Origin of the sequence: Sphingomonas immobilis, from assembly GCF_030580995.1 — a bacterium.
Classification (GTDB): domain Bacteria; phylum Pseudomonadota; class Alphaproteobacteria; order Sphingomonadales; family Sphingomonadaceae; genus Sphingomonas; species Sphingomonas immobilis.
The window spans coordinates 154,365-179,007 of sequence record NZ_JAUQSZ010000004.1 but is presented as its reverse complement, the minus strand read 5'-3'; the positions used below and the strand labels follow the sequence as shown (position 1 = coordinate 179,007).

General features: G+C 67.9%; 23 protein-coding genes. 7 read left to right on the top strand and 16 right to left on the bottom strand.

Going from position 1 to position 24,643, the window contains the following annotated elements; translation table 11 throughout:
* Positions 1-412 precede the first annotated feature (412 nt).
* Complete coding sequence (locus Q5H94_RS07820) at positions 413-2,944, top strand: TonB-dependent receptor (RefSeq protein ID WP_304560697.1); 2,532 nt, start codon at positions 413-415, stop codon at positions 2,942-2,944.
* Between the two features lie 151 nt (positions 2,945-3,095).
* Here Q5H94_RS07820 and Q5H94_RS07815 read toward each other — a convergent pair whose 3' ends face one another.
* The gene (locus Q5H94_RS07815) at positions 3,096-5,465 is read right to left on the bottom strand and encodes a TonB-dependent receptor (RefSeq protein WP_304560696.1); all 2,370 of its coding nucleotides are present in this window, start codon (positions 5,463-5,465) and stop codon (positions 3,096-3,098) included.
* 406 nt (positions 5,466-5,871) lie between these two features.
* On the opposite strand from Q5H94_RS07815, the gene Q5H94_RS07810 reads away from it, so the two are divergent.
* Positions 5,872-6,657: an SDR family NAD(P)-dependent oxidoreductase gene (locus Q5H94_RS07810; protein ID WP_304560695.1), complete on the top strand. Its 786-nt coding sequence runs from the start codon at positions 5,872-5,874 to the stop codon at positions 6,655-6,657.
* Between the two features lie 69 nt (positions 6,658-6,726).
* Positions 6,727-8,286, top strand: a complete 1,560-nt coding sequence (locus Q5H94_RS07805; protein WP_304560694.1) for an acyl-CoA synthetase — start codon at positions 6,727-6,729, stop codon at positions 8,284-8,286.
* A 4-nt stretch (positions 8,287-8,290) separates the two neighbouring features.
* Here Q5H94_RS07805 and Q5H94_RS07800 read toward each other — a convergent pair whose 3' ends face one another.
* From Q5H94_RS07800 to Q5H94_RS07770, 7 genes are read right to left on the bottom strand one after another with little or no spacing between them, the layout of a single operon-like run.
* Positions 8,291-9,076, bottom strand: coding sequence for an enoyl-CoA hydratase-related protein (locus tag Q5H94_RS07800; protein ID WP_304560693.1), 786 nt, complete (start codon positions 9,074-9,076; stop codon positions 8,291-8,293).
* Positions 9,073-9,783: a TetR/AcrR family transcriptional regulator gene (locus Q5H94_RS07795; protein ID WP_304560692.1), complete on the bottom strand. Its 711-nt coding sequence runs from the start codon at positions 9,781-9,783 to the stop codon at positions 9,073-9,075. Before Q5H94_RS07795 ends, Q5H94_RS07800 begins: the two co-directional genes overlap by 4 nt.
* A gap of 40 nt (positions 9,784-9,823) precedes the next feature.
* Positions 9,824-10,882 (bottom strand): NAD(P)-dependent alcohol dehydrogenase, encoded by a 1,059-nt coding sequence (locus tag Q5H94_RS07790; RefSeq protein ID WP_304560691.1) that lies wholly within the window; start codon positions 10,880-10,882, stop codon positions 9,824-9,826.
* Between the two features lie 31 nt (positions 10,883-10,913).
* Positions 10,914-11,339: a PaaI family thioesterase gene (locus Q5H94_RS07785; protein WP_304560690.1), complete on the bottom strand. Its 426-nt coding sequence runs from the start codon at positions 11,337-11,339 to the stop codon at positions 10,914-10,916.
* A gap of 1 nt (position 11,340) precedes the next feature.
* Positions 11,341-12,123: an enoyl-CoA hydratase/isomerase family protein gene (locus tag Q5H94_RS07780; RefSeq protein ID WP_304560689.1), complete on the bottom strand. Its 783-nt coding sequence runs from the start codon at positions 12,121-12,123 to the stop codon at positions 11,341-11,343.
* A 40-nt stretch (positions 12,124-12,163) separates the two neighbouring features.
* Positions 12,164-12,925 carry a thioesterase family protein gene (locus Q5H94_RS07775; protein ID WP_304560688.1) on the bottom strand — a complete coding sequence of 254 codons (762 nt, stop codon included), beginning with the start codon at positions 12,923-12,925 and terminating at the stop codon, positions 12,164-12,166.
* A gap of 10 nt (positions 12,926-12,935) precedes the next feature.
* The gene (locus Q5H94_RS07770) at positions 12,936-13,757 is read right to left on the bottom strand and encodes an SDR family oxidoreductase (protein ID WP_304560687.1); all 822 of its coding nucleotides are present in this window, start codon (positions 13,755-13,757) and stop codon (positions 12,936-12,938) included.
* Positions 13,758-13,843: 86 nt separating this feature from the next.
* Here Q5H94_RS07770 and Q5H94_RS07765 point away from each other — a divergent pair, with 86 nt between their 5' ends.
* Genes Q5H94_RS07765 through Q5H94_RS07755 form a run of 3 tightly spaced genes read left to right on the top strand, consistent with a single transcriptional unit; the run spans position 13,844 to position 16,196 of the window.
* A complete protein-coding gene (locus Q5H94_RS07765) occupies positions 13,844-14,620 on the top strand; it encodes an SDR family NAD(P)-dependent oxidoreductase (RefSeq protein WP_304560686.1) in 777 nt (258 codons plus the stop codon).
* A complete protein-coding gene (locus Q5H94_RS07760; RefSeq protein WP_304560685.1) occupies positions 14,620-15,054 on the top strand; it encodes an acyl-CoA thioesterase in 435 nt (144 codons plus the stop codon). Before Q5H94_RS07765 ends, Q5H94_RS07760 begins: the two co-directional genes overlap by 1 nt.
* Positions 15,054-16,196 carry a CaiB/BaiF CoA transferase family protein gene (locus Q5H94_RS07755; protein WP_304560684.1) on the top strand — a complete coding sequence of 381 codons (1,143 nt, stop codon included), beginning with the start codon at positions 15,054-15,056 and terminating at the stop codon, positions 16,194-16,196. Before Q5H94_RS07760 ends, Q5H94_RS07755 begins: the two co-directional genes overlap by 1 nt.
* 7 nt (positions 16,197-16,203) lie before the next feature.
* On the opposite strand, the gene Q5H94_RS07750 is transcribed toward Q5H94_RS07755, so the two are convergent.
* Both Q5H94_RS07750 and Q5H94_RS07745 read right to left on the bottom strand, forming a co-directional pair.
* Entirely contained in the window at positions 16,204-16,494 is a 291-nt protein-coding gene (locus tag Q5H94_RS07750; RefSeq protein ID WP_304560683.1) for a putative quinol monooxygenase, read from the bottom strand.
* Positions 16,491-18,023 carry an acyl-CoA synthetase gene (locus Q5H94_RS07745; protein ID WP_304560682.1) on the bottom strand — a complete coding sequence of 511 codons (1,533 nt, stop codon included), beginning with the start codon at positions 18,021-18,023 and terminating at the stop codon, positions 16,491-16,493. Before Q5H94_RS07745 ends, Q5H94_RS07750 begins: the two co-directional genes overlap by 4 nt.
* Before the next feature lie 125 nt (positions 18,024-18,148).
* On the opposite strand from Q5H94_RS07745, the gene Q5H94_RS07740 reads away from it, so the two are divergent.
* Positions 18,149-18,979: an SDR family NAD(P)-dependent oxidoreductase gene (locus Q5H94_RS07740; protein WP_304560681.1), complete on the top strand. Its 831-nt coding sequence runs from the start codon at positions 18,149-18,151 to the stop codon at positions 18,977-18,979.
* A gap of 8 nt (positions 18,980-18,987) precedes the next feature.
* Here the strand turns inward: Q5H94_RS07740 and Q5H94_RS07735 are convergent, their stop codons facing one another.
* Genes Q5H94_RS07735 through Q5H94_RS07710 form a run of 6 tightly spaced genes read right to left on the bottom strand, consistent with a single transcriptional unit; the run spans position 18,988 to position 24,556 of the window.
* Complete coding sequence (locus Q5H94_RS07735; RefSeq protein ID WP_304560680.1) at positions 18,988-20,199, bottom strand: acyl-CoA dehydrogenase family protein; 1,212 nt, start codon at positions 20,197-20,199, stop codon at positions 18,988-18,990.
* Complete coding sequence (locus Q5H94_RS07730; protein ID WP_304560679.1) at positions 20,196-21,293, bottom strand: acyl-CoA dehydrogenase family protein; 1,098 nt, start codon at positions 21,291-21,293, stop codon at positions 20,196-20,198. Before Q5H94_RS07730 ends, Q5H94_RS07735 begins: the two co-directional genes overlap by 4 nt.
* Positions 21,294-21,302: 9 nt before the next feature.
* Positions 21,303-22,073 (bottom strand): NUDIX hydrolase, encoded by a 771-nt coding sequence (locus Q5H94_RS07725; RefSeq protein WP_304560678.1) that lies wholly within the window; start codon positions 22,071-22,073, stop codon positions 21,303-21,305.
* Positions 22,070-22,906, bottom strand: coding sequence for an alpha/beta fold hydrolase (locus Q5H94_RS07720; protein WP_304560677.1), 837 nt, complete (start codon positions 22,904-22,906; stop codon positions 22,070-22,072). Before Q5H94_RS07720 ends, Q5H94_RS07725 begins: the two co-directional genes overlap by 4 nt.
* Before the next feature lie 10 nt (positions 22,907-22,916).
* Positions 22,917-23,348, bottom strand: a complete 432-nt coding sequence (locus Q5H94_RS07715; protein WP_304560676.1) for a Zn-ribbon domain-containing OB-fold protein — start codon at positions 23,346-23,348, stop codon at positions 22,917-22,919.
* The gene (locus Q5H94_RS07710; protein ID WP_304560675.1) at positions 23,348-24,556 is read right to left on the bottom strand and encodes a thiolase C-terminal domain-containing protein; all 1,209 of its coding nucleotides are present in this window, start codon (positions 24,554-24,556) and stop codon (positions 23,348-23,350) included. Before Q5H94_RS07710 ends, Q5H94_RS07715 begins: the two co-directional genes overlap by 1 nt.
* Between the last annotated feature and the right edge of the window lie 87 nt (positions 24,557-24,643).

Sequence of the window (24,643 nt, the reverse complement as noted above, 5' to 3'; positions counted from 1 at the left end):
GGGCTGATTAGGTTCCTGTTGGACAAGGTGTCAAGCGCCGACGCCAAAACTCAGGGTGGATGTCTCGTCTGTGATGCATATTTGTCATTAATTAGATGACATCATGAACAGTATGTCATGTTGGTTTCTTGGCGATTTCGTGCGTCGAAAAGATGCCGCGGGCGATGTTGGATCAAGCCGAAAACGTAATATTGCGTGGAGTATCTGCACGTAATCAGGGTGATTAAGGTTAGCGTGCTTATTAAAAGCTAGCATAGTATTTGCCTGCTGCGCCTTGTTATGATGCAAAACTATCACAGTCGAAGAGGCAAAAGATGACAGCATTGTCATGGTAACTTGCAACTAGGTACCTGCTTGGTTACGAACGCGAGTAGGCCCGAAAGAGGTCTCTGTTCAATGGGAGGATTGCCAGATGAAAGTGAACGCGCGTTTTGCGTGTGGTACGGCTGTGCGCCGTGCGCCGCTCCACAAGATCATGGTTTCGCTCGGCGCGCTCGCCGCGGGTCTGATATCGACTGCCGCCACCGCGCAGTCGGCCGCAGCACCGCAGGACGCGCCGGCGCAGGAACAGACGCTGGAAGACATCGTCGTCACCGCCCGCAAAATCGCCGAGAACCTGCAGGACGTGCCGGTCGCGATCACCGCCTATTCCGGCGCCACGCTGACGCAACAGGGGGCCACCAAGGTTTCCGACGTCGCACGTACCACGCCCAGCCTCACCGTTCGCGAATCGCCGTCCAACCCGAGCGGCATTTCGATCACACTGCGCGGACAGGTGCAGACTGACATTCTTGCCACGCTCGATCCGTCCGTCGGCACGTATGTCGATGGCGTCTACTGGTCGCGCGCTTACGGCCTCAACCAGGATCTGCTCGATCTGCGCAGCGTCCAGGTGCTGAAGGGCCCGCAGGGCACCTTGTTCGGGCGGAACACGACGGGCGGCGCAATGCTGTTCGAAACCAACGATCCCGATTTCAACGGCATTTCGGGCAGCGTGCAGGGAACGTACGGCCGCTTCAACGAGCGGGTCGCGACCGGCGTCATCAACATCCCGCTGATCGCCGACAAGCTCGCGATCCGCGCGGCCGTGCAGCGCAACCTGCGCGACGGCTGGATGGTCGATCGCATTACCGGCGACAAATATAACGATCGCAACAACTGGGCCGCGCGCGGCAAGCTGCTGTACCGCGCGACCGACAATTTGAGCTTCCTGTTCTCGGGCGAGTATTTCAAACAGGAAACCCACGCATCCGGCCGCCAGCTGCTGTATCTCATCCCGAGCGGCCTAACCCCGCCTTCGGCCGCTGGCGATGCCTCTCTGCAGGCGGCGGGCGTGGCCGCCGCGGCCACGCTCACCGGGGCAGGCGCCACCGTCCCGGCCGGCATCAGCCCGTTCAGCTATCCGGCGATCGGGTCTTCCGGCGCGACGCAGGCGGGCGGCAATCTGCGCTCTTACTATGTCGGCCTGAACCCGAACAGCACCGAATTGTCGCACGGCGTTGCGGGCAACATCAACCTGCCCGACGCCTCGCCGCGAACCTTCGTCGAGACGCAGACTTATAACGGCACGATCAACTTCGATACGTTCTTCGGGAACATCAAGTTCATCGGCGGATGGCGCAACGTCAAGACGACGTCACGGCTCGATCTCGACGGTTCGGTCGCGCCGATCCATACCACCACCGGGGACCAGAACCTGACGCAATATTCGGGCGAGTTGCAGGCGACCGGAAAGATGTTCGACAATGCCGTCGATTTCGCCGGCGGCCTGTTCTATTTCCACGAATCGGGCTTCGACACCTCGTCGTCGATCACGCTGCCGTCGTTCAACGCCGCCACCACGCTGTTCAGCGGCCAGCTCGATAACGACAGCATGGGCATGTACGGCCAGGCGTCGTGGCACATGACCGACCGGCTGACCTTCACCGGCGGCCTGCGCTATTCGGTCGACGACAAGGGTCTGACGACGCGCAATCAGACCTTCAACCGCACGACGGGCGTCTTCGCCTGCCAGATCCCGACGGCGACGGTCGCGACCCAGTGCGCGCTGCCGGTGCGCAACGCCTTCGAAGGTGTCGCGTACCTCGCCAGCCTGGACTACAAGCTGACCGACGACGTGCTGGTCTACCTCAAGACCAGCCGCGGCTTCCGGTCTGGCGGGCAGAATCTGCGCGCCAATTCGGTGACGACGGCGATCCCGTTCCGGCCCGAAATCGCCTACGCCCATGAAGCCGGCATCAAGAGCGAGCTGTTCGAACGGCACCTGCGCGTCAATCTCGCGGGCTATTATTCGAACGTGTACGATATTCAGCGCACGACGCTGATCGGCCTTCCCAACGGCACCACCCAGACGGTGCTGAGCAATGCCGGCGGCATCCGCATCTTCGGTTTCGAAGGCGAAGTCACCGCGCAGTTGCCGGGCGGTTTCCAGCTAGGCGGCACCGGCACCTACACCAACGCGAAATATACCGGCTTTCAGGAGCTTCCCAGCCGCACCAACCTGACGGGCAGCCGTCTGACCGAGCGGGTGGAGGGTGTGCCGGAATGGAGCTTCTCGGTGTCGGGGGCCTACGCGCACACGTTCGATTTCGGCAAGCTCAACCTGCGCGCTGACTATAGCTGGAACTCGAAGATCAATCTTCAGCCCTACACGCCGTTCCTCGGCGATCCGCAGGGCGTGACGATCGATCCGAATACCCCCGGCCGCACCATCGCGCAGAACGTCGTCGATGCGACGACCTCTCCTGCGCAGGGCGTGCTCAGCGCACGCGCGTCGATCTCGATCATGGACGACAAGCTCGAGTTCGCCGTCTACGGGCGCAACCTCACCGACAACCGCGCGATCGTGCAGGCGCTCTACGTGGGCGGCATCGGCTACGTCTCGGGCGTGCCGCGCGAGCCTGCCACCTACGGCGGGACGATCACCTTCCGCTTCGGGCAATAGTCCGCGCCGCGGATATATCGTTCGACAGGGGGTGCCTTCGGGCGCCCCCTTTTTTATGAGCGGCGGGGATCGGGCGTGGCGATACGCGCGCATGAAAAAGCCGGGCCGCGCGGTGGCGCGGCCCGGCTGGTGAGGCGTTCCGGCAGGCGGGTTATTCGCCGCCGAACTTCTTGGTCAGCGTGAAGCCCCACATCCGCGGCGCGCCGGCGATGCCGACGAACATGCCGCTTGAGCTGGGATCGATGCCTGAATAATAATACTTCTTATCAAGCAAATTGGTGACGAAGAATGCCACGTCGAGCCCGACGTCCTTGATGTTGTAGTTGATGCGGGCGTTGAGCAGCCCCAGCGCCGCCCGCCCGTTGGCGTAGGAGCCGCCGTTGACGTTCGCGACCGTGGCATCGACCACCGACGCCGGCAGGTTCGGGTTGACGAGGCGCGCCGGCGGGCGCGCGCCCGCGGTGAACGCCCAGTCGCCCTCGATCCCGACCACGCCTGGCCCGACCGGGAATTCGTAGCGCGCGTTGATCGCATAGCTCCACGGCGGCAGCGAGAAGCGCTCGCCCGTCGCATCCACCGCCGCGCCGCCCTGGATCGGCAGCGCGCCGGGGAAGCTGTCGTACTTGCCCTCGATGTACGTCAGGTTGCCGCCGATCGTCAGCCCGGTGGTGGGCCGCACCGTCAGCTCGGCCTCGAAACCCTTCAGCGTCGCATTGGCGGCGTTCTGGATCACCGTCGCCAGCGCGCCGGACGGCGTGGTGACGATGATCGATTCCTGTTTGTTGTTGTATTTGGTCATGTACGCCGCCGCGTTGAAGCGGACGTGGCGGCCGAACAGATCGGATTTGATGCCCACTTCGTAATCGGTCGCGGTTTCCGGCCCCGCCGGTGCGATCGTCGGCGAGCGGAGCTGGAACGCGCCGCCACGGAAGCCGCGCGCCGTCTTGGCATAGGCGAGGATGTCGGGCGTGACCTGCCAGTTGATGCTGGCGAGATAGGTTACGCCGGTGAACTCGCGCGCGTTCGTGCTCTGGCAATTGGCGGTATTGGTGGTGACCAGCGCCGCCCCGCCGGGCCCGGTGACGCCGGTGCCGCAGATGTAGTTGCCGGTTGCGGGCACGTAGTTGGCGAGCCGCGAGACCAGCGCCTTCTGCTCTTCGGTGTAGCGCACGCCGCCGGTGATCGAAACCGTGTCGGTGATCTTGAAGTCGCCCTGCGCGAACACCGACCAACTCTTGTTGATCACCTCATAGCCGTCGTTGAAGAAGATGATGCCGGTCAGCGCCGGGAAGGCGCGCGCGACCTGCAGGTCGCGACCCTTCTCGTTGCTGTAGAAGCCGCCCAGCAGCAGGTTGAGCCGGTCGTCGACGCCGGTGATCTCGAAGTTGAGTTCCTGCGAGAAGAAATCGTCGGTCTGTTCATGCGGGTTGGCGATCGGGAAATTGTTGACCAGCCCGCCGGGCTTGCCCGAAGCGATCGGGATGCCGCCCGAGCCCAGACCCACTTCGAGGCCGTCGTAATAGGTGCCGTCGAGATCGAAATGCTGATCGGTGAAGAAGGTGCGATAGCCCGTCACCGATTTGATCGCGAAATTGTCGGTCAGCTCGTAGCGCATCGTCAGGCCGATGGTCTTGACCGTATTGAAATCGTCCTGCCGGTAATCGGTGAAGGTCGTATAGGGATCGGCGCGGCCAAGCGCGGTCATCCGCGCGAGATCGGCCTGCGCGGCGTTGTAGGCGGCAAGGAACGTCGGGTTGGCGAATGACGCGACGCCGAGGAAAGGTCCGCCGCCGCGCTCCACCGCAGCCTCGATCGCCAGCGTGCCCGACGGTATGAAATAGATCGGCGTATTGAGCGTGCCATTCTCGCGCGACTGATAATATTCCGCCTTCAGCGTAGCGGTGAACTTGTCGCTGGGGGTGAACAGGAACGAGGCGCGTCCGATGAACTGGTTGCGGTCCTGCCCGAGATCCTGGTTGGTGATCGCGGAGCGGCCGAAGCCCTCGCGATAGGTCTTCTGCGCGGCGATGCGCACCGCGAGCACGTCGTTGATCAGCGGGATGTTGACCGCCGCGCGCCCGGCAATGAGGTTATATTGCCCGGCATCCATGCCGACGAAGCCGTGGATGCCGTTGAAGTCGGCATTCTTGGTCAGGATGTTGACCGCGCCGCCCGTCGTGTTGCGGCCGTAGAGTGTGCCCTGCGGTCCCTTCAGCACTTCGAGCCGCTCGACGTCGAAGAACGCCCCGTTCAAGCCGCGCGCACGCGCGACATAGACGCCGTCGAGATAGATGCCGACCGCCTGGTCGACCGTCAGCAGCACGTCGCTGGCACCCTGGCCGCGCAGGTTGAACTGCACGATCGAGGCGGCGGACGGGTGCGGCTGCGGCTTCAGCCCCGGCACCGCGCGGCCGATATCGGCCAGGCTGGTGACGCCGGCCTGCGCAAGCTGCTCGCCCGATGCGGCGGTGATCGCGACAGGGACGCGCTGCAGCGACTCGGCGCGTTTGCGCGCGGTCACGATGATGTCGTCGATGCCGCCTTCCACGGGTTGTGCGGCAGCGACCGGCGTTGGTGAAGGCGGCGGCGGCGATTGCGGCAAGTCATTCGCCGAAGCGACGCCAGTCAGCGCGGTACCGCAGCAAAGCGCACCAAAGTAATACGAAAAGCGGCGAATGCCCTTCATCTGATCCCCTCCCCAATGGTACGCGCCTTTTGCAGGCCCGCATATTCTCGCCCGTGTTCGCACGGTGCGACCGAAAGGATAGGGCCGCTTCGGAAATTAAGTCAAGCAGCATTTACGGAGAAAGTATACTAAGTAAGCTCGGTATCTTGTGGTGTATTGGGTGTCGATAGTTGTTGGAAGGTTGACCTAGCTAGCGATGTCGGGTTGTTGGCGAACGAACGTGATCGGAAGAGGCGACGCTATGGATATCGACAGGTTGTTCGACGTGACCGGAAAAACCGCATTGGTGACCGGAGGCTCCGGCGGGATCGGTTACATGATCGCGGAGGGGCTGGCGCGGGCCGGGTGCAAGGTGTTCATCGTCTCGCGCAAGCCGGCCGGTATCCAGGCGGCGGCGGACACGCTGTCGGCGTTCGGAGAGGTCGTCGCGATCGCCGCCGATCTCGGCACGGCGGAGGGCATCGCCACCGTGGCGGAACAGGTCAACGCCGCCGGGCCGCTCAACATCCTCGTCAACAATGCCGGCACCACCTGGGGCGCGCCGATCGACGAATTTCCGCGCGACGGCTTCGACAAGGTGCTCAAGCTCAACCTGCTCGCGCCGTTCGACCTGACGCGCGCGCTGCTGCCCGCGTTGCGCAAGGGTGCCAGCATCGAGGATCCGGCGCGCGTCATCAACATCGCCTCGATCGACGGGCTGAAAGTGCCGGTGTGGGAGAGCTATCCCTATTCGGCGACCAAGGCGGGCCTCATCCACATGGGCCGCCATCTCGGCAAGTTCCTCGCGGGCGAGCATATCAGCGTCAACACCATCGCACCGGGCTTCTTCCCCTCGAAGATGACCGCGACGATCGCGGACTTCGACAACCCCGAGGAGATGGCGAACATCGCCTCGCCGCTCGGCCTGCGCACCGGCACGACCGAGGACATCGCGGGCGCGGTGATCTTCCTGTCGTCGCGCGCGGGCGCGTGGCTGTCGGGCGTCACGATCCCCGTCGGCGGCGGCCGCGGCACGGTCGACAGCTGACCGCGCCGCGCCCTCTGCCTTGCGCCGCGGCGTGCCGATCGTATGCCGGGCGTTCCCGAAGGATCGATCATGCACCCACGACTCCACGCCGCAGCGCATCCCGACAAGCCTGCCGCGATCCTCGCGGAAACCGGCGAGACGCTGACCTATGCGCAGCTCGAGGCCACGGCGAACCGCGCGGCGCATCTGTTCCGAAAACTGGGTATCGTTCCCGGCGATACGGTCGCCGCGTGGCTGCCCAATACGCTACGCTATTTCGAGATCTTCTGGGCGGCGCAGCGCGCGGGGCTGTACATCACCCCCGTCTCGACGCGGCTGACCGCCGACGAGGCGGCCTATATCGTCGCCGATTGCGGTGCGAAGCTGCTGCTGACCAGCGATGCGATCGGCGCGATCGCGGCGTTCATGGAGGGGCCGCGCGCCGACTGCCCCGCGCTCGCGACAGTGCTGTGGGCCGACACGCCGGTGGCGGGCGCGGATAGCTGGTCGGCGGCGATCGCGCCGTATCCCGCGTCGCCGATCGCCGATGAGACCGCCGGGCGCTATATGTGCTATTCCTCCGGCACGACCGGGCGGCCCAAGGGCATTCGCGTCGCGCTCGAAGGCGGGCCCGCGATCGGCCCGAACCCGATCGCCGAACGCATGCAGCGGCTCTACGGCGGCACCGCCGCCACTGTCTATCTGTCTCCCGCGCCCTTCTACCACGCCGCGCCGCTGGCCTTTTCAACCGCGGTGCAGCGGCTCGGCGGCACGGTGGTGATGCTCGATCACTTCACCCCCGAGGGTACGCTCGCCGCCATCGAGCGCTACCGCGTCACCTGCACGCAGATGGTGCCGACCATGTTCCTGCGCCTGCTGCGGCTGAGCGCGGAGGAGCGCGCCGCGCATGATCTGTCGTCGCTCACCTGCGTGATGCATGCCGCCGCGCCGTGCCCGATCGAGGTGAAGCGCGGCATGATCGACTGGCTTGGCCCGATCATCCACGAATATTATTCGAGCTCGGAGAGCAACGGGACGACCACCACCACGTCGCAGCAATGGCTCGAACGGCCGGGCTCGGTCGGCCGCGTCGACACCGGCGTGCTGCACATCTGCGGCGAGGACGGGATCGAGCTGCCCGCCGGAAGCGCCGGCACGATCTATTTCGAAGGCGCTGGCGAGCCGTTCGAATATTGGAACGATCCCGAAAAGACCGCCGAATCGCGCCACCCGACGCAGCCCGGCTGGTCGACGATCGGCGACATCGGCTATGTCGACGCCGCCGGCTATCTCTACCTCACCGACCGCAAGAGCTTCATGATCATCTCGGGCGGGGTCAACATCTACCCGCAGGAGGTCGAGAACCTCCTCGCCGTCCATCCCAAGGTCGGCGACGTCGCGGTGTTCGGCGTGCCCAACGATGAGATGGGCGAGGAGGTGAAGGCCGTCGTCCAGCCGCGCGACTGGAGCGACGCCGGCCCGGCGCTGGCCGAGGAGCTGATCGGCTATTGCCGGCAGCGGCTGAGCGGCCTCAAATGCCCGCGCTCGATCGATTTCGATCCCGCCCTGCCGCGCCACGAGACCGGCAAACTCTACAAGCGCGTGATCCGCGACCGCTACTGGCAGGGCCACGCCACGCGCATCGTCTAGCGCGTCAGCGCCCCTGGAACACCGGCTTGCGCTTCTCCAGGAACGCGGCGACGCCTTCGGCATGATCGGCAGTGCGGCCCGCCGTGCGCTGGTTCACGCGCTCCATCGCCAGCGTGTCGGTCAGCGTCATCGCCGCCGCCCGCGCGATGCCTTCGCGCATCAGGCCGTAGGATATGGTCGGCCCCGCCGCCAGCCGCGTTGCCATCGCGCGCGCGGTCTCCATCAGCACCGCGTCCTCGACCACCTGATAGACCATGCCCCATTCGAGCGCGGTGGCGGCGGGGATGCGTTCCCCCAGCATCATCATCTGCGTGGCGCGCGCGCGGCCGATCAGGCGCGGCAGCAGCCAGGTCGCACCGACATCGGGCACCAGCCCGATATTGGCGAAAGGCTGAAGGAAATAGGCGGACGCGCCGGCGATGACGATATCGCCCGCCAGCGCATAGCCGCAGCCGCCGCCCGCCGCCGCACCGTTGACGGCGGTGACGACCGGCACCGGCAACCGCGCGATCCGCTCCAGCAGCGGGTTGAAACCGGTTTCCAACCCCCGGCCCATGTCCTGCCGGGTCGCGCCGCTGCCCTTGCCGGGCGTTAGATCGGCACCCGAGCAGAAGGCGCGCCCCGCGCCGGTGATCAGCAAAACACGCGCGCCCTCGTCACGGGTGCGATCGAGCGCATCGGTCATTTCGTCCAGGCTCTGCTGCGAGAGCGCGTTGAGCACCTGCGGGCGGTTGATCGTCAGCGTCGCGACCGAGTCCTCGATCGCGAAGAGAATATGGTCATAGGTCATGGCTTGTCCTTATCGCCGCGCGCGAGCAGCGCATCCAGCCGCGCCTCGATCCCGGCCAGCCGGCTGTCGTCGGGCGCGGGCCGCCTGCGCGGCACCAGCACCGGCATCACGAAATAGCGGAGCCGCCCGCGCAGCGTCTCTTCGTCCCACGGCGCGGCGCTGGCCAGCACGATCATCTGGTCGGCGGTCCAGTCGATCAGTTCGGCGACGGTCACGCGCGCGTCGCTCGCCGCCTGCTCATCCATGACGGAGGACAGGAGCGGCGCGAGCGCGGTCTCCGCGCCGTGCGCGTGGCTCGCCTTGAACAGCCGGATCGCCGCCGCCGACATGCCGGCGTGCAGCGTGCGATCGAGCCAGCCGACGCGCTGCATTTCGAGAATGGCGTGGAGAAGCACCGTCTCGATCCGCTCGGCGACGCTGCCGGGGCCGAGATAGATGCAGCGCGACCATTCGCGGAACGGCTCGGCGCGCGCGATCAGCAGCGCCTTGAACAGCGATTCGCGATTGCCGTAGCGCCGGTAGAGCGTCGTGCGCGACACGCCGGATTCGCTCGCGACCTCCTCCAGCGAGGTGTTGTCGAAGCCCTTGCGTTCGATGCAGCGCGCCGCCGCGTCGAGCACCGGATCGCCGGGCAGCGATCGGGCCTCGACGAACGGCGGCGGGGCGGGACGGGCATGTGCGTGCGGCATCACTGCCTGCATATCCATGCCCGGTCCCGCTGTCCTGCTACAAATGCGGCTTCGCGTATCAGGCCTCGGCGCCCTTGAGCGAGGCCATGTCGATGACGAAGCGGTACTTCACGTCGCTGCGTTCCATCCGTTCGTAGGCATGATTGATGTCCTGGATGGCGATCGTCTCGGTATCGGGCAGGATGTTCTTCTCGGCGCAGAAGGCGAGCATTTCCGCCGTCTCGGCGATGCCGCCGATGGCCGATCCGGCGAGCGACTTCTGCCCGCCGAGCAGCATGCCCGAGTGGATCTGCGGCAGCATGTCGATCGCCCCGACGATGACATGCACGCCGCGCGGCGCGAGCAGGCGCAGATAGGGGCCGACGTCGTGCGCCACCGGAATCGTGTCGAGCACCATGTCGAAGCTGCGCGTCGCCGCCTTCATCGCATCCGCATCGGTGGTGATCAGCACGTGATGCGCACCGAGCGCGGTGGCGTCTGCCGCCTTCGACGGCGAGGTTGTGAGCACCGTCACCTCCGCGCCGAGGCCGACCGCGAGCTTCACGCCCATATGGCCGAGCCCGCCGAGCCCCGCGACCGCGACGCGCGTGCCCGGCCCGACGTTCCAGCGCTTGAGCGGCGAATAGGTGGTGATGCCGGCGCACAGCAGCGGCGCAGCGCGCTCGGGATCGAGGCCCTCGGGCAGCTTGATGACGAAATGGTCGCGCGCGACGATATGATCCGAATAGCCGCCGAAGGTCAGCGATCCGTCGCGGCGATCCTTGCCGTTGTAGGTGAGCGTCGAGCCCTTGGCGCAATATTGTTCGAGATCGTCATGACATTCGCCGCATTCCATGCAGCTGTCGACCATACAGCCGATCGCGGCGAGATCGCCGACCGCGATGCCGGTCACGTCGCTGCCGATCGCGGTGACGCGGCCGATGATCTCATGCCCCGGCACCACGGGGTACATCGAATTGTGCCAGTCGTTGCGCGCCTGGTGCAGGTCCGAATGGCAGACGCCGCAGTAGAGGATGTCGAGTGCGACGTCGTCGCTGCGCAACGCGCGGCGTTCGAAGGTGAAGGGGGCAAGCGCATCGGTCTTGCTCTGCGCTGCATAAGCCTTGGCGGTGGTCATAGTCGCTCTCCTTGATCCTGAAATATGGCGGTCAGCCGGGCATCGAACTCTGCTGTAGGATGGCGCACAAGGTGCGGGTGCCGTCGGCGGCGATCGCCTCGACATCGGCGCGGGTGATGGCGACGGAGCGGCCGGCGCGGACCACGGTGCCGGTCGCGATCAGCATCTCGCCCTGCGCCGGGCGCAGGAAATTGATCTTGTATTCGAGCGTCAGCACGTCCTTGCCGGGATCGAACATCGTCATTGCCGCATAGCCGCCGGCGACATCGCCGATCAGCCCGACCATGCCGCCGTGGACGAACCCCTGTTGCTGGCGCACCTTGTCGGTGATCGGCAGCCGCACTTCGCAGCGCCCCGCCGTCACCGCCCCAAGCTCCGCGCCGATCGTCGCCAGCGCGCCCTGCCGGGCGAAGCTCGCGGCGATGTCGGCGGCGAAATCGGGGTTGCGCGGTGTCACGTCACCGCCCGGCGAAGACCGGCGGACGGCGCCCGAGGAAGGCGGCGAGGCCTTCGGCCGCGTCGGCCGACGCCATCGCCGTCGCGATCGCCTCCGCCTCGGCATCGAGATGCGCGGCGAAGTCCGCGCCGTAGCTGGCGGCGAGCAGCCGCTTGACGCCGCCATAGGCAGCCGTCGGCCCGGCGGCGATCTTCGCGGCGACGGCCTGCGCCTCATCGGCCAGCGCCGCGTCGTCGACGATGCGCGTGACCAGGCCATAATCGGCCGCTTCCTCCGCATTCAGGCGGCGGCCGAGATAGGCCAGTTCCTGCGTGCGCCGCAGCCCAATGACGCGCGGCAGCAGCCAGGTCGCACCGCCGTCCGCAGTCAAGCCGATGCCGGTATAGGCCATCGAGAAATTCGACGAGCGCCCCGCCAGCACCACGTCGCCGCCCGCGACGAGGCTGAGACCCGCGCCCGCCGAAGCGCCCTGCGCGGCGACGACCAGAGGTGCTGGATGATCGAACAGGAATTTCAGTCCCTCGTGCAACCGCCCGGCGAGGCGGCGGAGGAAATCGCTCGGATCGGCCTCGTCGGCGAAAGCGCGGATGTCGCCGCCGACGCAGAAATTCTTGCCCTCCGCGCGCAGCAGGAACACGCGCGTGCCGGGATCGCCAGCCAGCCGCTGCGCGACGGTGCTGAACGCATCGACCAGCCCCCAGCTCATCGCATTATGCCCTTCGGGCCGGTTGAGCGTGATGGTGGCGACGCCGTCCGCAAGCGTGCCGGTGACGAGATCGGTCATATAAGGGCTCCTGTAGGGGCGGTATCGCGGATCGCCTGCATCACCGCGGCGCCACGAACAAGGTCTGATGCGCGCGCGCGAACGGCCCGCGCGTGTCGGCGAGGATCATGTCCGACCGGCCGACGCCGGTGCCCGCGCTCGCCGTCGCCGCATCGACCAGCAGCCATTCGCCGACGGGCTCGCGCGTCAAATGCAGCGTGATATCGAGATTGGCATAGGTCCAAGCGCCAGAATCCAGCACGCTGCCGAGGCCGCCGCCGAAATCGCCAAGCATCGCGGCGCGCAGCAGCGGCGTCAGCGGCTCGTCGGCGATATGATCGTGCCCGAACCGTACCCACAGCACGCCCGGCCCCGGCTCGCGCAGCGCGCCGCTCACTTTCCGCGTCTCGATCGTGCCCCCGAACGCACGCGCATCCATGAAGTCGACCTCCGGTACGCTCTCGGGCGGCGGATAGGCATTGGGCTCGGCGAATGGCGGCGTCTCCGTCTGGCGCACGCGCAGCGCCGTCGCGCGCGCCACCGCACGGTCGCCGACCACCAGTTCGGCCTCGACCATCTGGATGCGCTTGCCCTCGCGCAGCACGCGGGTCCGCGCGGTCGTATGCTCCATCGGCGCGGCGGCGAGGATGTCGATCGTCAGCCGCGCGGTCGTCATCGCCGCGGGCGCGGGGATCGTCTCGACCGCCGCTGTCGCCAGCCCGCCGAGCCCGACGCCGTTCTGCTTGCCGAATTCCCACGGCGAGGCGGCGAGGCGCGTCGGCATGAAACCGTCGCCGTCGCGAATGTAGAAACAAGGGTGCATCGCTATCGCCTCAATCTCGTGCCGTGTCGGTGCCGGGCGGCGTACCACCGGCGCGGACCGGCACGCCGTCGAAGGCGGCGACGACGCGCGCCATCCGCTCGGCGACATGCGCCTGATAGTCGCCGTGGGTGACGATGTGCATCGCATTGGCGCGGATGCCGTCCACCACCAGCGCGCCGACGATGGCGGGGTCGATACCCTGGTCGGTGCTCGGCGTTCGCGGCGTGACGCGGTCGCTGCCTGCGGCGATCGTCGTCGCGCCGAGATTGGTGCGGATGAGGCCGGGGCACAGCACCGACACGCCGACGCCGTGGCGCGCCATCTCCGCGCGCAGCACCTCGCTCAGGCCGACGACGGCGAATTTCGAGGCGGTATAGGCACCCAGCTTCGCGCTCGCGATCAACCCGGCCATCGATGCGGTGTTGACGATATGGCCGTCGCCGCGCTCGCGCATGCCGGCGGCGAAGGTCGCGATACCGTTGAAGGTGCCGGTCAGCTTGATCGCGATCACGCGGTCGAACGCGACCGGATCCATGTCGGCGAGCGTGTGGCCGTCCGGTCCGATGCCGGCGTTGTTGACGAGGATATCGACCGGGCCGAAGCGGGACTCGAGCGCGATCTTCGCCGCCGCCCATTCCGCGCGGTCACGCACGTCGAGTCGAACGCCCGCCGCATCGCTGCCGAGTGCCGCGACGGCGGCGTCGAGCGCGGGCCCGTCGATGTCGGCGATCATCACGCGCGCACCCTCGTCCACCAGTGCCTGCGCGATCGCGAGGCCGATCCCGCTGGCGCCGCCGGTGACAAAAGCGGTGCGTCCGTCGATCTTTTCCATTTCCCTCCCCAAGGCGCTTCGGTACGGCGGTGCGCGAAGGCCTGTGGCCGACCTAGTATACCAGGTGAGCGATCAGAGGAAGGCATATGGCGGCACGTCCGATATTCGATCTAACGGGGCGGGTGGCGCTCGTTACCGGCGCGTCCTCCGGGCTGGGGGAGCGGTTCGCGACCATCCTCGCGGAAGGCGGCGCGGCGGTGGTGCTGGCCGCGCGCCGGACCGACCGGCTCGACCAGACCGTCGCGGCGATCACCGCCGCCGGCGGCCGCGCCATCGCGGTGGCAATGGACGTCGCCGACGAAGCCTCGACGATCGCCGCCTACGACGCCGCCGAGGCCGCGTTCGGCACCGTCGATACGATCGTCGCCAATGCCGGCATGAATTCGGAAGGATCGGCGCTCGATCTGCCGGTGGCGGAGTTCGACCGGGTGATGAGCGTCAACCTGCGCGGCGTGTTCCTCACCGCGCGCGAGGGCGCCAGACGGCTGATCGCGGCGGGCAGCCAGGATCGGCAGAACGGCCGCATCGTGATCACGGCATCGATCACCGCGCACAAGGTCGATGCCGGGCTCGCGGCCTATTCCGCTTCGAAGGCGGGGGTGGTGCAGATGGGCAAGGTGCTGGCGCGCGACTGGGTGCGCAAGGGGATCAACGTCAACATGATCTGCCCTGGCTATATCAAGACCGAGATCAACGGCGACTGGTTCGAGACGGAAGCGGGGGCGAAGCAGATCGGAAAGTTCCCGCGCCGCCGGATCATGGCGCAGGACGAGCTCGACACGATGCTGCTCTATCTCGCGTCGGATGCGTCGGCGGGGGTCACCGGCGCCAGCTTCACGCTCGACGACGGGCAGTCGCTCTGATGGCGAAGATCGATCCCGCGCTGCTCGATTTCCGGCGCTATCCGTTTCATCACGTCATCACCACGCGCTTCGCGGACGTCGATCCCAATCGGCACATCAACAATGTCGCGCTCGCGGCGGCGTTCGAGGATGCACGCTACCGCTTCGACGTATCGCAGCAGTTCCGCGAGACGATGGGCGATTACCGCGTGATGATCGCCGCCAATCACATCGATTACGTCGGCGAGGCGCATTACCCGGAGGTACTCGACGTGCATGTCGGCACGCTGGAGATCGGCCGGTCGAGCTGGCAGCTCGCCTGTCTGGCGACGCAGCAGGGGCGGGCGTGTGCCTTTGCGCGCGCGACGCTGGTCGCGTTGCTGGACGGCAAGTCGGCCGCGCTGCCCGACGCCTTTCGTGCGGCACTCGGCGGCGCGATGCTGGCGGCGGTCTGATGGCGGGCCCGCTCGCCGGTGTCCGCATCATCGAGTTCGAAGGACTCGGGCCCGCACCGTTCGCAGGCATGATGCTGGCCGATCACGGCGCCGAGGTGATCCGCATCACGCGGCCGGGCCATGCCGGGCTGCTCTCCGCGATCGCCGCGACCGACGTGTTCGCACGTTCGCGCCGCCGCGTCGCGATCGACATGAAGTCGGCCGAAGGCTTGCAGACGGTGCGCGATCTGTGCGCGTCGGCGCACGGCCTGATCGAGGGCTTCCGCCCAGGCGTGATGGAGCGGCTCGGGCTCGGGCCCGACGTGCTGCTGGGGCTCAACCCCGCGCTCGTCTATGGCCGCATCACCGGCTGGGGTCAGGACGGGCCGCTCGCGCAGGCGGCGGGGCACGACATCAATTACATCGCGATCAACGGCGTGCTGCACACCGTGGGGGTGCGCGGCGGAAAGCCGGTGCCGCCGATGAACTATGTCGGCGATTTCGGCGGCGGCGGGATGCTGCTCGCGTTCGGCATGGTCGCGGCGTTGCTTGCGGCGAAAACGACCGGCGCAGGGCAGGTGATCGACGCGGCGATGGTCGACGGTTCCGCACTGCTCTCGGGCATGACGTGGCAACTCGCCAACGCAGGGGCATGGAACGACGCGCCGGGCACCAACTGGCTCGACGGCGGATCGCATTTCTACGACACCTATGTCTGTTCGGACGGGGGCTTCGTCGCGATCGGCGCGATCGAGCCGCAATTCTACGCGCTGCTGCGCGGTGCGCTGGGGCTTGCCGACGATCCCGATTTCGATGCGCAGATGGACCCGGCGGGGTGGCCCGCGCTGAAGGACAAGATCGCCGCGATCATCGCGACCGAGACCCGCGACCACTGGACCGCGCTGATGGAGGGCACCGACATCTGCTTCGCGCCGGTGATGACGCTGGCGGAGGCGCCCGGCCATCACCACGTCGCCGCGCGCGGCACCTTCATCCAGGTCGGCGGCCAGACGCAGCCCGCGCCTGCGCCGCGCTTTTCCGGCGCACCCGCCGCCGCGCCGGTCGCGACCGGGACGGAGAGCCACGCCGACGCGGTGCTGGCGGCGATCGGCTATGATCCCGCGCGCATATCCGCCTTGCGCGACGCCGGGGTTGTGCGATAGCGGGCGTTTACGCCACGACCGTGAACTGCTCGATCTTCGGGCGCCCGTCGAGCACGCCGCCGAGCTTCGGCCCCGCGGCCTTGAACCAGTCCGACGCCATGTGCGTGTCGACCGCCGCCTGATCCTCGTACAGCTCCATCATGCGGTACTGCGTCGGATCCTTCTTGTCGCGTGCGAGCGTGTAGAGCTTCACGCCCGGCTCGTTGGCATTGGTCGCGGCGACGAGCTCGCCGGCGATCGCCTCGAAGGCTTCGGCTTTGTCCTCGGGCACGGTGAAGCTGGCGATGATGGCGATCATGGAGTGTCTCCGGTGTTGGTCTCGCGCGCCGCATCGCGCAGCACGTTCTTGAGGATCTTGCCCGCCGCCGACAGCGGCAGCGCGTCGACGAAGGCGAAGCTGCGGGGAATCTTGAACCCCGCGAGGCTCGCGCGGCAATGCGCGGTCAGCACGTCGGGGCAGGGCGTCTCGCCCGGGCGCGGCACGATGACGGCATGGACGCGCTCGCCCCATTTCGCATCGGGCACGGCGACGACGGCGACGTTCGCCACCGCCGGGTGCGTCGCCAGCGCGCTCTCGACCTCGGCCGAATAGACGTTCTCGCCGCCGGTGATGATCATGTCCTTCAGCCGGTCGACGACGGTGACATAGCCGTCGGCGTCCATCACGCCGAGGTCGCCGGTGTGCATCCAGCCGCCGCGAAGCGCCTCCGCCGTCGCCTCGGGCATCTGCCAGTAACCGAGCATCACGGTCGGCCCGCGTGCGACGATCTCGCCCACCTGGCCGCGCGGGAGCTCCGTATCGTCGGGGCCGACGATGCGCACCTCCGTGACCATCGTCGCGCGGCCCGCCGATCGCAGCCGCCCGTTGGCGCGCGCCTCCGCGCCGTGGTCGGCGGTGCCGAGCACGGTCGCGGTCGGCGACAGCTCGGTCATGCCGTAGGCCTGGATGAAGCCCGCGTTGGGGAATGCTTCCATCGCGCGGTCGAGCAACGCGCCGTCGATCGACGACGCGCCGTAGCGGATGCCGCGCACTGACGTGGTGTCGAATTCGGCGAAGCGGGGATGGTCGATCACCATGCGGATCATCGTCGGCACCAGGAACAGCTCGACGATCCGCTCGCGCGCGATCGATTCCAGCACCGCGAGCGGATCGAACGCGGGCAGGAAATGATTCTCCACGTCCGACAGGAGCGTCACGAACAGGCCCGACAGCGCGCCGATGTGGAACAGCGGCGCGGTGTGGAGGTAGCGCGTGCCGGCGGGCCCCTGTCGCGCGGCGATCGACCCGAAGGCGGAGGACGCGAGGTTGGTGTGGCTGAGCATCACGCCCTTGGGGAAGCCGGTGGTGCCGCCGGTGTAGAGGATGGCGGCAAGATCGTCGCCGCGCCGCAGGGCATCCTCCACCGGGTCGGCCGCGTCGATCCAGCCGTCGAGCGCCGCGCCCGTCTCGACGACATGGACGAGGCCCGGCGCCGCCGCGCGGATCGCGGGCAGCAGCCCGGCGAATTCGGGATCGTGGATGAGGAAGCGCGTCTGGCAGTTTTCGAGCGAATAGCCGATCTCGCCGCCGGTCCAGCGCAGGTTGACCGGGTTGATGACGCCGCCCGCCCAGAAGGTGCCGAGGATATAGACGAGAAAATCCGTGCCGTTGCGCGCCAGCATCGCGACGCGGTCGCCCGGCTCCAGCCCGCGGCTCCGCAAGGCACCCGCGAACGCCGCGACCCGCGCCTCAAGCGCGCGCCAGGTGAGCCGCCGGCCCGCATCCACCGCCGCGATGCGATCGGGGGTCTGCCGGGCCAAGCGGTGCAGCGGCTGCGTCAGGTACATCGCTCTCCCTTCCGCTCGCGTTTGGCCGCGGGCGTGTTGACTACGCCGCCGCATTCAGCACAGTTTCCCGCCAAAGGAAACGCGCGACCGCTCACGGTGGCGCCCCCCTTCGGGAGGGAATGCCGATGCATTGGTTGATAAGCGGCACCGCCAGCGGTCTCGGCCGTGCGGTCGCCGATGCCGCGCTGGCGCGGGGCGACAGCGTGACGGGCATCATGCGCAAGGCGGACGTCGCCGCCGCGTTCGAGGCGTCGGCACCGGGCCGCGCGCTGGCGATCGTCGCCGACGTCAGCGACCGCGCGGCGATGTTCGCCGGCGTGGCGCGCGCGGAAGACGCGCAGGGTGCGATCGACATACTCGTCAACAATGCCGGCAACGTCCTGGAATCCTATGTCGAGGAGGCCGATCCCGATGCGGTGCGTGCGCTGTTCGAGGTCAATCTGCACGGGCCGCTCAATCTGATCCAGGCGGTGCTGCCGGCGATGCGCGCGCGGCGGCGGGGCCGTATCCTCAACATCAGCTCGGGCGGGGGCATCGTCGGCGTGCCGTGGGTCGGCCTCTACAGCGCCAGCAAGTTCGCGCTGGAGGGCATGTCGGAGGCGCTGGCGGCGGAGGTGCAGGCGCTCGGCATCGCCGTCACCATCGTCGAGCCCGGCGCGTTCCGCACCAGCCTGTTGCTGCGCGATCATCCCAACGCGCCGCCGGGCATTGCCGACTACGAGGCCGGGATCGGCAAGATGCGCGCGCGCATCCACGGCTCCGGCGGCAAGGAGCCGGGCGATCCCGCCAAGTTCGCGCAGGCGATGCTCACGCTCGCCGATGCGGCTGATCCGCCGGTGCGCATCGCGCTCGGCGACGATGCGATCGCGATGGCGCTGGGCAAGGCCGACGCGATCCGTCGCGACGTCGAGGCGTGGCGTGCGCTCGGCAGCGGGCTGGCGCACGACCCCGACTAGGCCCCCGCTCAGCGCGGTATCTGGTTGAACGGCACGCCCTTGTCGGGGCGATGATCCTGCGGCAGGCCGAGGATCTTCTCGGCGATGGTGTTGAGCAGCATCTCGTCCGCGCCGCCGGCGATGCGGCCGGTCGGCGCGGTCATCCACGATTTCGCCCAGCTTTCCTTGCGCGACAGTTCCTCGTCGTAGCGCAGGCCGTTCACGCCCTGCAGGTCCATCGCATATTCGGACAGCTTCTGGCGTGCCCGCACCGAGACGAGCTTGTGGACCGCGCCCTCCGGCCCCGGCTGCAACCCGGCCGCGAGTGACAGCAGGGTGCGCTGGTAGATCGCGGCCATCGCGCTCTGCATCGCATAGGTGCGGGCGATGCGTTCGCGCACGCGGCCATCCTCGATCGCGGGCTTGCCCTTGATCTGCGTGGCCTTGGTCTCGTCGATGAACAATTGCAGCGGCGGGCCGAAGCCGGCCGGATCGGTCGCCTGATAGCGTTCGATCGTCAGCGTCTCCATCGCCACGCCGAAGCCGCCGCCGACCGCGCCGAGCCGCTGGCTGTCGGGGATGCGCACGTCGTCGAAGAACACCTCGTTCACTTCCGAACGGCCCTCGGCAAGGCGCACCGGGCGGACGGTGACGCCGGGCGCCTTCATGTCGACCCAGAAATAGGTGAGGCCCTTGTGCTTCTGCGCGCTGGGATCGGTGCGCACGACGATGACGCCGTAGTCCGAATATTGCGCCCAGGTCGTCCACAGTTTCTGGCCGTTGACGATCCAGTCGCCGCTCGCCTCATCCAGCTTTGCGGAGGTGCGCAGGCCCGCGAGGTCGGAACCGCCCGAGGGCTCGGAGAAAAGCTGGCACCAGATCTCGTCGCCGCGCAGCGCGGCTTCGGCGCGTGCGCGCGTCCAGTCGCCGGGCTGGTGGCGCAGCACGATCGGCACCGGCATCCCCAGGCTCACGCCGAAATAATCGTTGGGGAAGCCGTGCTTGATCTCCTCCTGCTCGAAGGCGAGGCGGTGGAGCAGGGTGAGGCCCTGCCCGCCGTGGTCCTTCGGCCAGCTGATCGCCGAATAGCCCGCCGCCTGCTTCGCCGCCTGCCAGCGGCGGCCGAGCGCGAGGTCGTCGGCCTCGCTCAGGCCCTTGCGCGCATCGCGGCCGAATTCGGCGATCTGGCTCTCGACCCAGGTGCGCGCGGTATCGCGATATGCTTCGATTTCGGGGCTCATGCGGGCTCTCCTGCAAGCAGATCGACGAGAATATCCTCCCAGAACGGCGTCGGGCCCTGCTCGATCGCGAGGCTGCGCGCGCGGCGCTGGTGGAGGTGAAGATCGGATTCCCAGGTCACGCCGATGCCGCCGTGGACCTGGGTCGAATCGCGCGAAACGGTGTCATAGGCCTCGGTCGCGGAAAGCCGCGCCGCGGCGGCGTTGCGCGCGAAGGCCTCCGTGCCCTGGCTGGCGGCGGCCTGCAGCGCGTTGGCGCGGGCCAGCTCGACCAGCACGTAATCCTCGGCGATACGGTGCTTGACCGACTGGAAGCCGCCGATCACCTGGCCGAACGCCTGGCGGGTGAGGGCGTAGTCGCGCGCTGTGTTCATCATCTTCGATGCCCCGCCGACCTGCTCGTGCGCGGTGACGACTGCCTGCAGCGAGAGGATGTCGAGCGCCGCCTGCGCCGCGTCGGCCGCGCCCAGCGTCACGGCGTCCGCGCCGTCGAAAGTGAGATCGGCGGTGCAGCGGCTGTTGTCGAACGTCTCGAAAGCCTGCGCGGAAACGCCGTCCTGCTTCAGCGCCACCAGCGCCAGCACCGGGCCGTGCTCGCCGCTCGCCAGCACGATCGCGACGTCGGCGGAAGCGCCGCCCGCGACCGCCGGCTTGACGCCGCTCAACCGCCCGTTGGTGAGGCGCAGGGCGGGGGCGGCGGGGATCATGTCGGCGCCTTCGGCAAAGGCGATCGCGCCGATCGCCTCGCCGCTCGCCAGCTTCGGCAGCCACGCCGCGCGCGTCTCCGCGTCGCCGTGCGCGAGGATCGCCTGCGCCGCGCCGAAGCCGGTGCCGAGGAACGGCGCGCCCGCCGCGACCGCGCCGATCGCCTCCGCCACCAGCCCGAGTTCGATCAGGCCGAGGCCGATGCCGCCGTCCTCTTCGGGGATGCCGATGCCGGTCCAGCCCTGTTCCTTGCAGGTTTCCCAGAACGCCTCGTCATGCGCGCCGGTCGTCTCCAGCAATTGCTTCAGCCGTTCGCCGGAGGTGCGGGCGGCGAGGATGCGGCCCGCCTCGTCGGCGATCGCCTGCTGCTGTTCGTCGTATAGGATCGTCATGCTTGGTCCTCAGGCCGCGCGCGGCGGGTGGGGGTGGAAATTCTCGGTCTCGCCGTACCCTGCCTCGATGGGGATCACGACGGCGATGCCGCCCTCGCGCTTCTCCGGCTTGGGATGGACGGTGAAGCGCGGGCGCACGCGCGCCGCCGCGATCGCTTCGGCGACGGATCCGCTTTCGGCCAGCCGCTTCAGGTTCATGCGCGTGGGGAACAGGATCGACAGGTCGCCGTCCGCGGCGCGCGCCAATATGTCGCGCGGCGCGACCCATTCGAGCGCGACCGTCTCGCCGCCGTCGCAGATCGCCTCCTGCCCCGCCGGGGCCTCGGCGAGGAAGAAATGCGTGTCGAAGCGCTTCGGCGCCATGTCCGGCGTGATCCAGTGGCCGAAATGCGCGAGGTCGCCCAGCGGCAGCAGTCCGCCGCTCGCGGCGACGGTCTCGCGGAACGACAGGTCGCCGGCGGCGGGGCATGCGACCGGCGTGCCGTCGGCGCGCCGCGCGAGCAGCAGCGCCGATTCCTCGAACGTCTCGCGGAAGGCGGCGATGCGCAGCGCGCGCTCGCCCTCCTCGAGCCCGTCCGCGCCGTCGAGCAGCGGCAGCCACGCCGGATCGTGATCGGCGGGATCGACCAGCCCGCCGGGAAACACCAGCGCGGAGGCGAACTGGCCGTTGCCGTGGCGGCGCACCATCAGCACCTCGAACGGATCGTCGCGCAGCACGAGGATCGTCGCCGCCGGGCGCGGCACGGCGGGGGCAGGGGCGGAGGCGGCGGGCTCGCTCACCGGCTGCGTTCCAGGAAATCGAGCAACGGCGCGTTGAACGCATCGTTGGCGTCGCCCGCGACCATGTGATCGGCGCGGTCGATGTTGACGAAACTGCTGTGCGGCACGAGCTGTTTGAACTCCTCCGCGCCCTCAAGGCTGACGACGCGGCTGTTGCCGCCGCGCACCAGCAAGGTCGGCACCGTCAGCGCGCGCGCCGCCGCCTCCAGCCGCGCCTGATCCTCTCCGCTGCGGACTTCGCCGCCGCGACTCTGCATCATCGCCGGATCCCAATGCCAGCGATAGCGGCCGTCGTCGTGCAGTCGCAGGTTCTTCGCGAGCCCACTCGTATCCTTGGGTCGCGGACGGTGCGGCAGATAGCGCGAGACCGCATCGGCAGCCTCCTCCAGATCGGCGAAACCGTTCGGATTTCCGGTCATGAAGTCGCGGATCTCGTTGGCGCCTTCCATCTCGATGCGCGGCACGACATCGACCAGCACCAGCGCGCGCGCCGTCGCGGGGCCGCCTTCACCGGCGGCGAGCAGCGCGGCAAGCCCGCCGAGCGACGCGCCGATCATCGCGGGCGGAGCCGGAAGCGCCGCGGCGAGCGCACGGATGTCGGCCGCGATCGCGTCGAGCTTGTAATTGCCGTCGGCCGCCCAGTCGCTGTCGCCGTGCCCGCGCAGATCGACCGTGATCGCGTGGAAGCCGCCCGCCGCGAGCGCATCGACGGCGCGGCCCCAACTGTGCCGGGTCTGCCCGCCGCCGTGCAGCAGCAGCACCGGCGGGGCGTCGTGCGCCCCGGCCTCGTCCGCCGCGAGCACGACGCCGCCACTGGCCGGCAGCCGGATCACTGCATGTGCCTCACGCGGCAGGCTTGAAGACCGGGAGCACCCAGTCGCCCTCGATCGGATTCCAGTCGACCGTGACCTTCATGCCGATCTTCACGTCGTCGGCATCGATCCCGCCGAGGTTGGTGACCAGCCGCGCCGGTGACGCGCCGTCGAGATCGACGACCACCGGCACATAGACATAGGGTTCGCCGTTCTTGGGATTGTGCGTGCAGATCGCGAAGCTGAACACCGTGCCCGTCCCCGGCAGTTCCGGCCACTTCTTGTCGGTCGACTGGCACACCGGGCAATAGGGCGAGGGCGGCATGCGGAAATGCCCGCAATTGCCGCACTGGCACGCGACCAGCTTGTGTTCCTTCGCCGCCTGCCAGAACGGCTCGGTATCGGGGTTGGTGGTGATCTTGATGCCCTCGCCGGGCAATGCGCGTGCGGCGCCGTAAGCCATCAGGCCCTCCTCAGAATCATGCCGGACACGGGAAGCGACGCCGGGCCGCCGGTGACGAGCGCGAACTCGCAATCCTCGACCTGGTTGATCGCCGTGCCGCGTACCTGTTCGACGCCTTCGACGACGTGCGTCATACCGATGATATACGCCTCGTTGAGATTGCCGCCATGCGTGTTGACGGGAATCGCGCCGGGCTTGTCGCGGTTGGCGAAGCGGATGTTGCCGCCCAGCACATAGTCATTGCCGCCGCCCTTCTCGCAGAAGCCATATTCCTCGAGCTGCATCAGCACCATCGCGGAGAAATGGTCGTAGAGTTCGGCCACGTCCATGTCCTTGGCCGAAAGGCCGGTCTGTTCCCACAGCCGCTTCGCCACATAGGCATGGCCCGACGATGCGAAATACGGATCGGGCATGCCCATCCATGCGAAGGCGCGGCCCCATTCGGCCTGGCCGCCGTGCGCGACGCCGTGGATCAGCGCGGGCTTGTGGCGCAGATCCTTGGCGCGTTCGGTCGTGGTGGTGATGACCGCGACCGCGCCGTCGGTCTCCAGGCAGAAGTCGAGCCGGCAGAGCGGATCGGCGAGCATCGGCTGGCCCCAATATTGCTCGTCGGTAAGCGGCTCCTTGCGGATCGCCTTGGGGCGGTTGTGCGTGTTGGCGCGCGTCGCCTGGACGATTTCCTTGAAGGCGTCGCGCGTGGTTCCGTAGAGGTGCATGTGGCGGCGCGCGAGCACCGACATCAGATGCCCCGGACCGACCAGGCCCGAGGGCTGGAGGAAGCTGTTCTCCGCACTCGGCGCGGCCGCGCCGAACACCACGCCGAGGCGGTGCTGCGGCAGCTGCTGGAGCGACATGACCGTGACGGCATATTTGCAGTCCTCGTTCATCAGGCCCGCCACCGCGAGGCCGGGCGCACCCGCCACGCCGCCGCCGCCGCTGGTCAGCGTCGCCGAGAAGCCGACCTCGGGAATGCCGAGCGTCTCCATCAGGCTGGCCGTGTCGAACTTGTCGAGATAGCCCGCGCCGGCGGTGGAATAATAGGCGAAGCCGTCGATCTGCTTCACCGAGATGCCGGCATCGGCGCACGCCTTGAGGATGGCCTCGCCGGCCATGTCGTTGATGGTGCGCGGCCAGCTCTTGCCACGGACGTAATAGTCCGTCGCGCCGACGCCGACGATCGCGCATTTATCCTGATTGACCCAGGTCACCCTCGCTCCTTCTCATCCAGAGTCGCGCCATCTTTGGCCACTTCACAGGCTTTATCTGGCAAACGGGTACCTCTTGTCACGCCCCAA

Bases quoted from the DNA above. Each gene is read 5' to 3' on its own strand.
- Q5H94_RS07810 (WP_304560695.1), top strand. From the start codon at position 5,872: ATGGATATCGACAGGTTGTTCGACGTGACCGGAAAAACCGCATTGGTG.
- Q5H94_RS07770 (WP_304560687.1), bottom strand. From the start codon at position 13,757: ATGGAAAAGATCGACGGACGCACCGCTTTTGTCACCGGCGGCGCCAGC.
- Q5H94_RS07715 (WP_304560676.1), bottom strand. From the start codon at position 23,348: ATGGCTTACGGCGCCGCACGCGCATTGCCCGGCGAGGGCATCAAGATC.
- Q5H94_RS07800 (WP_304560693.1), bottom strand. From the start codon at position 9,076: ATGACCTATGACCATATTCTCTTCGCGATCGAGGACTCGGTCGCGACG.
- Q5H94_RS07780 (WP_304560689.1), bottom strand. From the start codon at position 12,123: ATGACCGATCTCGTCACCGGCACGCTTGCGGACGGCGTCGCCACCATC.
- Q5H94_RS07820 (WP_304560697.1), top strand. From the start codon at position 413: ATGAAAGTGAACGCGCGTTTTGCGTGTGGTACGGCTGTGCGCCGTGCG.
- Q5H94_RS07795 (WP_304560692.1), bottom strand. From the start codon at position 9,783: ATGGATATGCAGGCAGTGATGCCGCACGCACATGCCCGTCCCGCCCCG.
- Q5H94_RS07775 (WP_304560688.1), bottom strand. From the start codon at position 12,925: ATGCACCCTTGTTTCTACATTCGCGACGGCGACGGTTTCATGCCGACG.
- Q5H94_RS07805 (WP_304560694.1), top strand. From the start codon at position 6,727: ATGCACCCACGACTCCACGCCGCAGCGCATCCCGACAAGCCTGCCGCG.
- Q5H94_RS07755 (WP_304560684.1), top strand. From the start codon at position 15,054: ATGGCGGGCCCGCTCGCCGGTGTCCGCATCATCGAGTTCGAAGGACTC.
- Q5H94_RS07745 (WP_304560682.1), bottom strand. From the start codon at position 18,023: ATGTACCTGACGCAGCCGCTGCACCGCTTGGCCCGGCAGACCCCCGAT.
- Q5H94_RS07730 (WP_304560679.1), bottom strand. From the start codon at position 21,293: ATGACGATCCTATACGACGAACAGCAGCAGGCGATCGCCGACGAGGCG.
- Q5H94_RS07790 (WP_304560691.1), bottom strand. From the start codon at position 10,882: ATGACCACCGCCAAGGCTTATGCAGCGCAGAGCAAGACCGATGCGCTT.
- Q5H94_RS07740 (WP_304560681.1), top strand. From the start codon at position 18,149: ATGCATTGGTTGATAAGCGGCACCGCCAGCGGTCTCGGCCGTGCGGTC.
- Q5H94_RS07760 (WP_304560685.1), top strand. From the start codon at position 14,620: ATGGCGAAGATCGATCCCGCGCTGCTCGATTTCCGGCGCTATCCGTTT.
- Q5H94_RS07750 (WP_304560683.1), bottom strand. From the start codon at position 16,494: ATGATCGCCATCATCGCCAGCTTCACCGTGCCCGAGGACAAAGCCGAA.
- Q5H94_RS07735 (WP_304560680.1), bottom strand. From the start codon at position 20,199: ATGAGCCCCGAAATCGAAGCATATCGCGATACCGCGCGCACCTGGGTC.
- Q5H94_RS07765 (WP_304560686.1), top strand. From the start codon at position 13,844: ATGGCGGCACGTCCGATATTCGATCTAACGGGGCGGGTGGCGCTCGTT.